At 38.7% G+C, this 14,052-nt stretch carries 8 protein-coding genes; 4 read left to right on the top strand and 4 right to left on the bottom strand.

All coding sequences use genetic code 11. The annotated features are described in order from the left end of the window. Window positions 1-17 precede the first annotated feature (17 nt). The 4 genes from ppa to MS2017_RS07545 all read right to left on the bottom strand — a co-directional run bounded on the left by ppa (window position 18) and on the right by MS2017_RS07545 (window position 6,769). Entirely contained in the window at window positions 18-548 is a 531-nt protein-coding gene (gene ppa, locus MS2017_RS07560) for an inorganic diphosphatase (RefSeq protein WP_122951805.1), read from the bottom strand. After that, window positions 533-1,600 carry a ribonuclease D gene (locus MS2017_RS07555; protein ID WP_122951804.1) on the bottom strand — a complete coding sequence of 356 codons (1,068 nt, stop codon included), beginning with the start codon at window positions 1,598-1,600 and terminating at the stop codon, window positions 533-535. The genes ppa and MS2017_RS07555 overlap by 16 nt, the downstream gene beginning before the upstream one ends. Window positions 1,601-1,728: 128 nt before the next feature. Continuing rightward, window positions 1,729-4,023: a cadherin repeat domain-containing protein gene (locus MS2017_RS07550; RefSeq protein WP_122951803.1), complete on the bottom strand. Its 2,295-nt coding sequence runs from the start codon at window positions 4,021-4,023 to the stop codon at window positions 1,729-1,731. A 436-nt stretch (window positions 4,024-4,459) separates the two neighbouring features. Next, window positions 4,460-6,769, bottom strand: coding sequence for a cadherin repeat domain-containing protein (locus MS2017_RS07545; protein ID WP_122951802.1), 2,310 nt, complete (start codon window positions 6,767-6,769; stop codon window positions 4,460-4,462). Window positions 6,770-7,589: 820 nt separating this feature from the next. Between MS2017_RS07545 and MS2017_RS07540 the strand changes: the two genes are divergently transcribed. The 4 genes from MS2017_RS07540 to trkA all read left to right on the top strand — a co-directional run bounded on the left by MS2017_RS07540 (window position 7,590) and on the right by trkA (window position 14,052). After that, window positions 7,590-9,695 carry a galactose-binding domain-containing protein gene (locus MS2017_RS07540; RefSeq protein ID WP_122951801.1) on the top strand — a complete coding sequence of 702 codons (2,106 nt, stop codon included), beginning with the start codon at window positions 7,590-7,592 and terminating at the stop codon, window positions 9,693-9,695. A gap of 239 nt (window positions 9,696-9,934) precedes the next feature. Beyond that, complete coding sequence (locus MS2017_RS07530) at window positions 9,935-12,100, top strand: sensor histidine kinase (RefSeq protein WP_122951799.1); 2,166 nt, start codon at window positions 9,935-9,937, stop codon at window positions 12,098-12,100. A gap of 18 nt (window positions 12,101-12,118) precedes the next feature. Then, the gene (locus tag MS2017_RS07525) at window positions 12,119-12,682 is read left to right on the top strand and encodes a response regulator (protein ID WP_071563530.1); all 564 of its coding nucleotides are present in this window, start codon (window positions 12,119-12,121) and stop codon (window positions 12,680-12,682) included. Further along, on the top strand, window positions 12,679-14,052 hold the full coding sequence (trkA, locus tag MS2017_RS07520) for a Trk system potassium transporter TrkA (RefSeq protein WP_071563531.1): 1,374 nt from the start codon (window positions 12,679-12,681) through the stop codon (window positions 14,050-14,052). The genes MS2017_RS07525 and trkA overlap by 4 nt, the downstream gene beginning before the upstream one ends.

Genomic DNA, 14,052 nt, shown 5'->3' with positions numbered 1-14,052 from the left:
TGGGATTGACTTTTAAACTATTTTTTATAGGTATTAAAAGAGTGGGTCAATTCTTCTTTGGCTTCTTTGGCATCACCCCAGCCGTCAATTTTTACCCATTTGCCTTCATCAAGGTCTTTGTAATAAGTAAAAAAATGTTCGATTTGGTCTTTTAGTGTGACATCAATGTCGTCAATGCTTTTGATGTTGCGATAAGATTTACAAAGTTTGTCCGTTGGCACTGCTAAAATTTTGTAATCCTTGCCTTCCTCATCGGTCATACGCAAAACCCCAATTGGGCGTGCTGTAATGACGGCGTCATGAATTAACGGATAAGGGGTAATGACCAATACATCAGCAGGGTCGCCGTCATCAGCCAGCGTTTCAGGTACAAAGCCATAATTGCAGGGATAAAACATAGGTGTGGAGATAAATCTATCAACAAACATGGCGCCTGTTTGTTTGTCAATCTCGTATTTGACGGGTGATGAGTGGGCAGGGATTTCAATAATTACATTGATTTCGTCGGGAATGTTGCCCGCTGAGACGGGTTTTAAACTATTTTGCATTTTTCTAACTCCTCTTTTAGTATTTGATAACGCCAACCGCTGAGAAAATTCACCGATTTGTTACCACGAATATATCTTAACAAAGTTTTGCTACTGGCAATGACTTCTGGGGTTAGATTATACTGATTTGCCTTTTCTTGAATGCTTTTTTGCAAAATAATCCTTTGTGCTTTCTCTTCAGGTGTTGCTGGCGTGTGTTGTTTGGCGTCAATTTCAATATCACACAGGTGCGGATACTGCGTTAAAAAATGTTCAAATGATGACTGCATTTCAGCGCTAAAATTATCTTTCCCTAGGGCGATATTGATTAAATCTTTGTCGGCTAATATCCATTTCCTAGGTGTGTTTTTGTCAATTGCTGTACCTTCCCTCCAAGCACAAAGTTGTATGCCAATGGGGTGCAATTTCTTGGGTAATTGTGAAAGGCCTTTAATGCGTTTCCATGCTTGTGTAATATCAATTTCATACAAATTAGGATTTAATAAAGATTGACCTTCTTCCAGTAGCCACGATAATTTTTGTTCATTTTCTAATCGTGCTTTAAGTTGGTGGTAGTTTTTAATCAAATAACGCACATCATCCAGTGCATATTCTATTGCCCCATCAGGCAGTGGTCGCATTGTCCAATCAAGTCGAGTATAGGCTTTTTCCAAATGCACATTTTGTAGGATTTCAGTGAGTATTTGGTAAGATATTTGTGTGCCTGGTTTGCATGCCTCAGGGCGTAAGTCTTTTAATAAATCTAGTGCAATTTGAGTGTCAAACAGTTGTTTGGGTAATTTTCCAGAGAGGCAGTGCATGGCTTCAATATCTTGTCTTGCACTGTGTACAATCCATAGGCAATCTGCTTGATAGAGTTTGTCAAATAAAGGTTGTAGATTTTTAAGTGCCAAAACATCAATGCAAACTGTGGCGCTTTTGGTTGCAATTTGCACCAAGCATAGTATTGGATAATAAGTATTGATGCGCTTAAATTCAGTGTCAATCGCCAGTTCGGTTTCGTCTTTAATGTTGTGCAAAAAATCGCACAATTGCTTGTCGTTTGTAATCATTTTAATGTCATCCTCATTCGTCGTATTTTAGCAATAATTAAAGTTCTTAACCAGCAAATGTTTTTTAAATAATCCAAAGCCCAAACAAAAAAAAGCCGCTGAAATAGCGGCTTTTTTTGGCTAATAACTTAACGAATAAAACGGCGCTTTCTTCTGATTAAATAATAAGCACTCAATGTCATTAATAAAATAAAGCCCATATCAAATCTAGCAGGTGCATTAGGGTTATAAACACAACCACCACCACTACCGCCACTGCTATTACTACCATCGTCATCAATAGAAATAGGTGTCGCTATTGAAATGGTGCTTTCAACCACGCCATTGGCATTACCAGTGTTGCCAGTTTGTTCACCATCGGTGTCATTTTCACCACCGTCTTTGATGGTTAACTTAAGGCAAGTTGCGCCTGTGATTAACCCAGTTTGCCAGTTTCTATCAGTGCAAGTTGTGCTTGTTTTGGATTGAATTGTATTGTTATTATCAACCACAAAATCAGACCAACCATTGACTAGCGAATATTTGCGTAACTTTGCATTTTTAGAGGTTGCGGTGGTGAGTTCAATAATCACTTCAGCAGAAGCGCCAGCGGTGCTTAAGCCTTCAACGACATAGTCGTAAATATCACCAGTGGTTAATGTATCCATAGACTTATCAGTCAACGCCTCGTTATTTTGGATATATTCTTTCATTTGTTCAAGGGTCAAGAGTCCAGAATCTTTGCCCATGGCACCTAGCAATATTCTGGTGTTTGCTAAACTGGTGATTTTTTTATTCGTTCCTGCGAGTAATTCAAATTCATGGCCGCTATATCTTGCTTCTTTGTCATCAGCAATACCATTACTGTTTACATCTACTCGATCGTTAGGATAACTGGCAACTAATTGAAGTTGCAAAACTCTTGTTGATGACAGATCGCCAGCGGTAACTTTTAACTTAATTGTTTTAGTGCCAATATCCAAAGAACTGGGATCAAAAACAAAAGTTGTGCCACTGTTACTCTCCATATTAGCAAGTTCAGAACGCCAAACATAAGACTCTGCACTTGTTGTGACACTGACAGTAACAGTGCCACCATTTTTACTAATTAAACGACCTTTGTTTCCATTTTGAATGACAGTGAACTGCTCAACTATTGGCATAGCAAGGGCAGCGGTTATGGTAATAGTGAAGTTTTGTGTGGCAATATTCTGAGTGCCGTTACTGACAGTAATAGTGATTGGGTGTGTGCCTGTTGCCTGGGTAACTGTTTTGATTTTTAGGCTATTGCCTGTAATTTCAAAATTCTCAGTGTCATTGACGCTGTAAGTTAAATTGGCACTCTCTGTATTGGATGTGGACAAGACACCTATGACTGTGTGAGCATTTCTACCAAGTGCAATACTGTGTTTTGTTAGGGTGATGGCCTTTTGGACGGTGTCGTCCACATTGTTGATGTTAATGGTGATTTGGGCGCTTGCATCTTCGGCATCAGTGCCAGTGATTTTGATAGTGAGGGTATAACTTGGCATGGTTTCGTGATTTAAGCCTGTTGCTGCCACTTGGATTTGCCCTGTGGTGGCGTTGATTTTAAAGAAGCCAGCGTTATTGCCATCTGTAATGGTGTAATTTGTTATTTCACCTGAGGCATTAACGGTGCCAACATCGGTATTTATGGGTGAATTTTCGTTAACGGATAGTTGTTGGTTGTTGATAGTGATGGTTTTTTCAAGGACATTGTCAATGGTAACGGTGATGGTTTGTTCGGTGTTTTTATCATCTCCGTCTCCTGTGCTGGCTTTGACTTTGACGGTGTAGAATCTTTTGCCTTCATAGTCGGTATTGGTGCCATCGAAGGTTAAGATTTTGTTGTTGGTGCCACTGAGTTTGAATAAGTGGCTGGTGTTTTCAATAATGCTGAAAGTGGCAATGGGGTTGCTGGCGGTGAGGGTGTGGGTGGCGCTTTTTACTTTTTCATTGATGGAGAATGTGTTGGTGGAAGTTATGGTGAAGCTATGATTAAAAGCAAGAACAAGATCTTTAATGTGGATATCTGTATTGGATTGATCTATTGCATTTTTAACGTAAATGTCAATTAGGTATGCGGTTACTGAAGTTTTACCGCTAGCATCAGCTAATCTAAAGCTATCGTCTTCAAGTGTGATTTTCATCTGTTGACTGTAATTATTAACAGGATTTATGAATTCTGAAGGATAAGTGCGACCAGAATTGCTAGTGCCTAAGTAGTATGTAGTGTCAGAATATAGTTTTACCCCCACTGTTGCGTCAAAAAACGGAAGTGGCTCAACGGGTTGGTCAAAGGTAATAAGAATTGTCTTGCTGTCTATTCTTTCAACTTTTGCAATCTCTGGTCTATAGGCAAATGCCTGCGAAGCAAACAAAACCAATAAAGTGGTAACAATAAAGCGATTAAATATGTTCATAATAAATTCCTAGACTGATAATTAATAACTATTTTACTGTGTTATTGATAATTAATGGCAAAAGAAATTGGTGTGCTGGTAAGTGCCAACTGTGCTGTTGTTAATGCCGTAGCAGGCGATGATGTGGTAGAATTGGCCTGCTTGGTTGAGGGTGAATTTGAGTTTTAGGGTGGCGGATTTTAGGTTTTTTTGTTATTTGTTTTGGACGGATTTTGCTTGAGATAATTGTGCTTAAATACCATTTTTTTGAAAGTTATATAAAATTACCAATTTGGCAAAAATTGAATTTTGCCAATCATCCATAATTTATGCAAAGGTCTTTCGATATCATCCTCATTCGTCGTATTTTAGCAATAATTCAAGTTTTTAACCTTTAAATAATCCAAAGCCTAAACAAAAAAGCCACTAAATAGCGGCTTTTTTTTTGGCTAATAACTTAACGAATAAAACGACGCTTTCTTCTGATTAAATAATAAGCACTCAATGTCATTAATAAAATAAAGCCCATATCAAATCTAGCAGGTGCATTAGGGTTATAAACACAACCACCACCACTGCCACTGCTATTATTACCATCGTCATCAATAGAAATAGGTGTTGCTATTGAAATGGTGCTTTCAACCACGCCATTGGCATTACCAGTGTTGCTGGTCTGTTCACCATCGGTGTCATTTTCACCACCGTCTTTGATGGTTAACTTAAGGCAAGTTGCGCCTGTGATTAACCCAGTTTGCCAGTTTCTATCAGTGCAAGTTGTGCTTGTTTTGGATTGAATTGTATTGTTATTATCAACCACAAAATCAGACCAACCATTGACTAGCGAATATTTGCGTAACTTTGCATTTTTAGAGGTTGCGGTGGTGAGTTCAATAATCACTTCAGCAGAAGCGCCAGCGGCGCTTAAGTCTTCAACGACATAGTCGTAAATATCACCAGTGGTTAATGTATCCATAGACTTATCAGTCAACGCCTCGTTATTTTGGATATATTCTTTCATTTGCTCAAGGGTCAAGAGTCCAGAATCTTTACCCATGGCACCTAGCAATATTCTGGTGTTTGCTAAACTGGTGATTTTTTTATTCGTTCCTGCGAGTAATTCAAATTCATGGCCGCTATATCTTGCTTCTTTGTCATCAGCAATACCATTACTGTTTGCATCTACTCGATCGTTAGGATAACTGGCAACTAATTGAAGTTGCAAAACTCTTGTTGATGACAGATCGCCAGCGGTAACTTTTAACTTAATTGTTTTAGTGCCAATATCCAAAGAACTGGGATCAAAAACAAAAGTTGTGCCACTGTTACTCTCCATATTAGCAAGTTCAGAACGCCAAACATAAGACTCTGCACTTGTTGTGACACTGACAGTAACAGTGCCACCATTTTTACTAATTAAACGACCTTTGTTTCCATTTTGAATAACAGTGAACTGCTCAACTATTGGCATAGCAAGGGCAGCGGTTATGGTAATAGTGAAGTTTTGTGTGGCAATATTCTGAGTGCCGTTACTGACAGTAATGGTGATTGGGTGTGTGCCTGTTGCTTGGGTAACTGTTTTGATTTTTAGGCTATTGCCTGTAATTTCAAAATTCTCAGTGTCATTGACGCTGTAAGTTAAATTGGCACTCTCTGTATTGGATGTGGACAAGACACCTATGACTGTGTGAGCATTTCTACCAAGTGCAATACTGTGTTTTGTTAGGGTGATGGCCTTTTGGACGGTGTCGTCCACATTGTTGATGTTAATGGTGATTTGGGCGCTTGCATCTTCGGCATCAGTGCCAGTGATTTTGATAGTGAGGGTGTAACTTGGCATGGTTTCGTGATTTAAGCCTGTTGCTGCCACTTGGATTTGCCCTGTGGTGGCGTTGATTTTAAAGAAGCCAGCGTTATTGCCATCCGTAATGGTGTAATTTGTTATTTCGCCTGAGGCATTGACGGTGCCAACATCGGTATTTATGGGTGAATTTTCGTTAACGGATAGTTGTTGGTTGTTGATAGTGATGGTTTTTTCAAGGACATTGTCAATGGTAACGGTGATGGTTTGTTCGGTGTTTTTATCGTCTCCATCTCCTGTGCTGGCTTTGACTTTGACGGTGTAGAATCTTTTGCCTTCATAGTCGGTATTGGTGCCATCGAAGGTTAAGATTTTGTTGTTGGTGCCACTGAGTTTGAATAAGTGGCTGGTGTTTTCAATAATGCTGAAAGTGGCGGCGGGGTCGCTGGCGGTGAGGGTGTGGGTGGTGCTTTTTACTTTTTCATTGGTGGAGAATGCGCTGGTGGAAGTGATGGTGAGGCTACAATTTTGGTAACAAAGAGAAAAGTTAGTAATCGAATAACTTGACACATATTCATTAGAATTATTAGCCCAACCAAGGCCAGCGATGAATATGTCGTCAATAGTCGTTAGATTGTCACGATCCATATCAATAAATTCTGGTACAGTCATTTTCCAAATAACAGCAAAGCCATCGCTATCTGGGGCAACAGCGGTTATTGTTTTACTGTTATCTGCTACAAGATTACCATGGCTGTCCCTAATACCCACATACACTTTCTTATTAATCTCTATGAGTATATTGTAATACCCTCCATCATGTATTTGCTTAATAGGCTGGTCATGCGTAATGGCAAGTGTAGTTTCGTCTGTTCTTTCAATTTCTATAACCATTGGCTCAACGGCAAACGCTTGCGAAGCAAATAAAGTCAATAAAGCGGTAATAATAAAGCGATTAAATGTGTTCATAATAAAGTTTTTAAGACTGATAATTAATGACCATTTTACTGTGTTATTGTTAAGTAATGGCGAAATAAAGTGGTGTGTTGTAAGTGCCAACTGTGCCTTGTTAATGCTGTAGCGGTCGGTGATGTGGCAGAATTGACCTGCTTGGTTGGGTGAATTTTAGTTTTAGGGTGGCGGATTTAAGGGTTTTTTTGTTATTTGTTTTGGGCGGGCTTTGCTTGGTTTTATTGGAAAAGAGTATTTTGCGTTATAGTTGGATTTTTTGACTGAAAAAATGCGATGGATAAGAGTAAAGTGGATGTTGATTGAGACAAAGGTCTTATTTTAAAAAGAACCGTGATTTTAAAACATTGATTGAAGCCTATCCAGAGATTTGGATTGAAATAAGCGTAAAAAACACAATTGCTAAGGTATGATGAATAATTTTTATTTCTTTAGTGAATCTTATACCATTTTCAAGAATAAACTAAGCAATTTAGCACCCATTCTTATCCCAAGTATTGGCAGTAAGTTAGTACAGTTTTTTACTGCTAATATTTGGGTGATTATAAGTATTATATTGTTCATTTTGTTTTTTGAAAAATGGCGTTAAACTGATTAACAGCTTCGTACTAGAATAAAAAAAAGACCTTTGCATAAACAATCATCAAGAATCCACTTCTCACCCACTTAGTAATTTTTTGAATCCAGTCTTAGCCCTGCTGGAACAAGATTTAAGAAAATTACCAATTGGACAGAAATTGAATTTTGCTCATCATCCATATTTATGCAAAGGTCTCAAAAATCACTTAATAAATATTTTTTTTAAACAGGAGAGCTTGTAATGAATTCAATTAACACTAGAAAGAAGTTTTGCCGTACTTTAATACTAACAATTCTCATTGTTTTACCAGCGACCGTTTATGCCTATGATGTCAATTTAGCCTATCATAGATTTACTTCGCAATCTAGCACACATGTACATTCTGTTAACCCTAGTTCTGACAAAGCAGTAGATGGCAATATTAATGGTTACTTCTTAAATGCGAGTACTACTCATACGAAGAAAGAGGAAGGTGCTTGGTGGCAGGTTGACTTAGGCTCTCTCAGACTCATTAAAAAAATCATTGTTTATAACCGTGTTGATTGTTGTAAAGAGAGACTGAGTAACTATCGAGTTGTTATTTCTGCACGAACATTTCCTAGAACAGTACCCCCCAGAGCTGTGTATACCACTTATGCCAAAAACTTTGCTTCTGCCCCTAATCCTGTAAATGTTGTTGATCTAGGCGAAGGTATACGAGGTCAATATGTTTCAATTTACCTATTGGGTAATAACTACTTATCTCTAGCAGAAGTAGAGGTTATGGGTCCGCTTACCGAGGGAGAGCAAGGCGAACAAGGCGAACAAGGAGAACAAGGCGAACAAGGCCGTAGAGGGTTTGAAGGCCCTAGAGGGCATCAAGGTATGGATGGCCCTCGAGGATTAACAGGCAGTGTGGGCCCTAAAGGAGATAAGGGTGAAAATGGAGCAGATGGAGCAGATGGCGATTCGTTCTTTGCTCAAATAGGTGATGAAGTTAGCCTTCAAGGGGCAAGTGACTTAGCGGTAACTGGAAATATTAAAGTTGGTAATAGTAACAGCCAGTGTGATGTCAACAATATAGGTGCAATTCGTTATAACACCATTAGCAATTTACTTGAGTTTTGTAATGCACATATTTGGCAGAATATTGGCAGTGTGCCAGTAGGGCGTTGGCGTTTTTCTGAAATAGATGTTTCTAGTGTTCATAATAATTTCGGTGGATTTTATAATGCGCCAAATTTTTCTAATGGTAAGGCCTTTGCCACTCTTAAAGCTGATGGTTCAATTGCAGTTTGGGGTGATTCAACTTATGGAGGTGCAAACCCACCTACCGGCAGTGGTTATACCAAGATTTATTCAACCACTTATGCTTTTGCTGCCCTTAAAGCTGATGGCTCAATCAAGGCTTGGGGTCATTCAGATTTTGGGGGCTCAGATGCCCCTACTGGCAGTGGTTATGTCAAGATTTATTCAACTGAGCGTGCTTTTGCTGCTCTGAAGGCTGATGGTTCAATTACCGTTTGGGGGGAATCAAGTTATGGGGGGTCGGGCGCACCCGTTGACAATGGTTATATTAAAATTTATTCAACTGAGCGTGCTTTTGCCGCTCTTAAGGCCAATGGTTCAATCGCAGCTTGGGGTAGTTCAGCTTATGGAGGTTCAAGTGCGCCTATTGGCAACGGCTATACTAAGATTTATTCAACGATTCATACCTTTGCCGCTCTTAAATCCGATGGCTCAATCACAACTTGGGGTTACTCAAGTTCTGGAGACTCAAGTGCACCCCTTGACAATGGTTATATCAAGATTTATTCAACTGATCGTGCTTTTGCCGCCCTTAAGGCTAATGGCTCAATTACAGCTTGGGGTAGTTCAGATTCTGGAGGCTCTGGTGCGCCTATTGACAGTGGCTATATCAGGATTTATTCAACTGGTTTTGCTTTTGCCGCTCTGAAGGCTAATGGCTCAATTACAGTTTGGGGTGGCTCAGGTTCTGGAGGTTCAGGGGCACCTGTTGATAATGGTTATATCAAGATTTATTCAACTGATCGTGCTTTTGCTGCCCTTAAGGCCAATGGTTCAATTACAGCTTGGGGTGACTCAACTTATGGAGGCTCAGATGCACCTGTTGACGGTGGTTATATTAAGATTTATTCAACGCTTCGTGCTTTTGCCGCCCTTAAGTCCGATGGTTCGATCACAGCTTGGAAAAATTCAACTTATGGTGGCTCAGATGCACCTACTGACAATGGTTATATCAAGATTTATTCAACCAATAGTGCTTTTGCCGCCCTTAAGTCCGACGGTTCAATCACGGCTTGGGGTGATTCAAATCGAGGGGGTTCAAATGCACCTACTGATTGATATTCATTAACTCATTTTTTTAAGTGAGTGAGTGATTTTTTTAATTTCAGCAACAACCCAAGTTTTTTACTTGGGTTTTTTTGTTATATGGCAACCAAGAAAGCCCCTTTTAAAAAGATATGCTACCAAAAAAAACCCACTTCTATGGTTTTGAAAAATGTGCGTTACCGCATATTTATACAAAGGCCTCTTGTTGTATTTTGGCAACAATTAAGGTTTTTTTATGAGATAATCAGCAAATGATTTTTAAGCAAGATTTTCCCAATAGAAGAGTGGCTAATAAATGGATTTGGGCGATTGTTTTTCTAATTTCGCTCAGTGGTTTATCGTATATAGGACTCAATCCGCATCTGATTAAAGATTGGTGGTGGGTGCTGGTGTCTTATAATGTTGTTGCCATTATTGTTGCCAGTTACTATGTGTTTGTTGCGGTTGTTAAATTACAACAAGACAACAAAGATGGGGTTGTTGGTGCGCGTTTCACTTGGTCGTTTATTAAAATTATTCCGTTGTTGACGATTGCACCGGTTTTTTCTTTTTATATGTTTTCTTTTCAAACCGTGCAGGACAATGTTGAGCGTTCTGAAGATACTTACAATAACTTTAATAAGATTTTTCTTGACCAAGTGAATACTTTGTATCAAGGCTTGCAGGTTGTTAGAGATGACCGTTATATTGATTTTACGAAGGTGTTGTTACAGCAGATCGAGGGTTATTCTAGGTTTCAACAAAATCCGGATGATTATAAAGATAAGATGCAAATCTTCATTCAAAGTTTGATTGAGAAGAAATATGCGTGTTTATTGATATTGAAGAATGAAAAAGAGGAAGTGATTGCGGAGTTCAATCAAAGCAATACTTGTGCGGTAGAGGACAATCAATCGCTTTCGAATAAGCAAGATTTTATTGCTTTTAACGGGGAAGAGCCGAAGTTGTTTCAAGTGCAAATGTCAAGTCATTACTTAGACGAAAAACTCAATAAGAAAGTGCTGAATCTAACCGCAGTATATGCGACAGACCCGCATTTATTGCGTTTTTTAGCCAAGGTAAAAGATTTTTATACTTTTGCCAGTACCCTTACTTTTGATGTTAATACTTCCCTCACGCAAAAACGCTTTTTATTGGATTTTTCGTCCACTATTTTATTAACGATTCTCAGTGTGCTGTTGATTGTATTTAGAATGATTGACCAACTGATGCGCCCCATGCACAACCTCTCACTTGCTACCAAAGAAATTGCCAAAGGCAACTATGGCTTTGTGTCCCATGGCGAAAAAGAAAATAAAGACATTTATCGCTTAATTGAACAATTTAATGAAATGTCAGTACAAGTCCAACAATCACGACAAGGATTGAGTACGCATAATTTATATTTAGAGACGATTTTAAAATACTCTTTTGGTGTGATTGGACTCAATCGAAACAAGGATATTCAATTCATCAACTCTGTTATTGGCAAAATATTAGGGGTTAAGAATGAGCAACAATTCGTGGGTGGGCTGTGTGAGGGTATTACTGCAAAAAATACTTATCTTGAGCCTTTATTTTTCATCATTCAAGACCGCTTTGATCAAGGCGAAAATGAGTGGAGTGTAGAGATTGAATTGGCATTGCCGGACAGGTCTGTTATTCTATCTTGCCAAGGGGCGGTGTTAGATGTGAGTGATAAAACTTTGGGCTATGTGATTATTATTCAAGACATTTCTAAACTTCATCGTGCACAGAAAAAAGCCGCTTGGGGTGGCGTGGCAGTGCGTATGGCGCACGAAATTAAAAACCCGTTAACGCCAATTTTATTATCAGCTCAACGCCTAAGAAATAAGTTTTTAGAAAAACTTAATGGCAAGGATTTAGAAATTGTTGACAAAACCACCAGTGTTATTATCGACCAAGTGAAGTCTATAGATGCCATGGTGAGTGCGTTTGCTGATTATGCCAATACCCCGCAAATTGAGCGAAAATTAATAGATTTAAATACCTTGATTAACCAAACAATTGCCTTGTATGATGCGCAAAAAAATGTGAGTATTGAGTTTGATTTATCGGGCGATGTGCCAGAATTATTGCTGGATTTTAACAGTATTTCTCGGGTGTTGATTAACCTGGTTAAAAATGCAGTGGAAGCAGACAAAGAAGCACATGATTTGATTGTTACCATTGCCACTCAATATTTACCAGATGAGCGTATAGTCCGCTTGAGCATTAAAGACAATGGCAATGGTTTTGATGGGTCGGTGCTTGAGTCTGTTTTTGAGCCTTATGTTACTACCAAAGAGAAGGGTAGTGGATTGGGAATGGCAATTGTGCAAAATATTATTGAACAACATGATGGGCAAATTTTTGCTGGTAATGTAAGCCCACACGGGGCTATTGTTACTATTGAGTTTAAAATTGGTTCGTCTTAAAAATATAGGAGAGTATAAATGGTGATTGGTAATATTCTTATTATTGATGATGAAAGTATTAATTCTGAAACAATAAAAGATACTTTAGAAGATGTGAATTACAAGGTTGTTTTGGCGAGCAATGCTGCACAAGCGAAACTTATCGTTAAAGAGCAAACTTTTGATTTGATTATGATGGATGTGTGGATGCCAGGACAGGATGGTATGTCATTGTTAGAAGAATGGATGCAGGCAGATTTTTCCATGCCAGTGGTAATGATGTCAGGTCATGCAGAACATCAAGATGTGGTGAAGGCGATTAAGCTCGGTGCGGTTGATTTTTTGAAAAAACCGTTGCATGATATTTTGCCGTTAGTGCGTAAATTTTTGTCTGAAAAAATCAATCGCAATGACGAGCAGAAAATTAGCGGCATTAATTTTGATTTGCCCCTTAAAACCGTCAGAAATATTTTTGAGGCACAATATTTTAACTACCATTTGGCGCAAAATAACCACAACATTGCCAAGGTGGCAGAATTAGCTGGATTAGAACGAACCACGCTCTATCGTAAATTAAAAGATTTAGGGATTGATAAAAAATGAAAATTCTAATTTTAGGTGCAGGACAGGTTGGCGCATCACTTGCACGATATTTAAGCAGAGACACCGAAAATGATATTACTATTGTTGACAAAGATGAGGTAAATTTATCAGATATCGCGCGTCATTTAGATGTTAAAACCATTTGTGGGCATGGCTCATATCCTAATATTTTAGAACAAGCAGAAATCAGAAGTATGGATATGCTGATTGCGGTTACCAAATCTGATGAAGGCAATATGTTGGCTTGTCAAATGGCACACACGCTTTACAATGTAGGTAAAAAAATCGCCCGCATTCGTACTGCTGAATACTTATATCATGATAAATTATTTTCTGATTACGCCATTCCCATTGATTTTGTTATCACGCCAGAAGTTTTGGTAACAAATTTTATCAAACGCATGGTTGAACAGCCGGGTGCTGAACAAATCTTTGAATTTGACAATGGATTAATACAATTGGTAGAAACCAAAGCCTACAAAGGCACGCCTATTGTTGGGCGACCTATTAAAGAATTGCACGAACATTTACCCAAAACGCGCGTGCGTATTGTTGCTATTTATCGCAATGGTGAAGCCATTCCAGCGTATGGAGATACCGTTATTAAAGACGGCGATAGAGTGTATTTTGTTACCAAAAAAGGCAGCGTTGCTGAAGTGTTGAAAGAGTTTAGGCGTTTAGACAGACCTTATAAGAATATCATCATCGCTGGTGGTGGTTTGATTGGGTTGAATTTAGCCAAATTTTTAGAAAAAAACCATCGGGTTCGCATTATTGAACTCAACAAGCAGCGGGTTAAAGAAATTGCTGATGAGTTAGAAGATACCATTGTTCTGCATGGCAATGCATCTGATCAAGATCTATTAACAGAAGAAGGGATCGAAAGTACCGATTTGTTCTTGGCACTTACCGATTCGGATGAAATTAATGTTATTGTTTCAATTTTGGCAAAGCGCCTTGGTGCGCATAAAACAGTCGCCTTGGTTAAACGCAATGTATATAAAGATTTGGCCACTCAAAGTGATGGCGTAGATATGGTTATATCTCCCGACCAAATTACCACCAGCGGTATTTTGTCACATATTCGTAAAGGCGATACCATGATGGTGCATTCTCTACGACAAGGGAAAGCAGAAGCCATTGAAGTTATTGTTCATGGCGATAAAAGCCATTCTGATGTGATTGGTAAATCAATTGAAGAAATTAAATTACCCGAAGGTGCTGTATTTGCCTCTGTTGTTCGTGGCGATGAAGTTATAATGGCATCAAGAACACTGGTCATTCAAGAAAACGACCATGTACTTTTGGTGTTAAGTGATGTTAACAAGATTCACCAAATAGAAGAATTGTTCGAGGGGTACTTTGATTAA

The organism is Bathymodiolus thermophilus thioautotrophic gill symbiont (assembly GCF_003711265.1).
GTDB lineage: Bacteria > Pseudomonadota > Gammaproteobacteria > PS1 > Pseudothioglobaceae > Thiodubiliella.
Note: the sequence above shows the minus strand (reverse complement) of the source record. Positions and strands in the feature narration are given on the sequence as shown.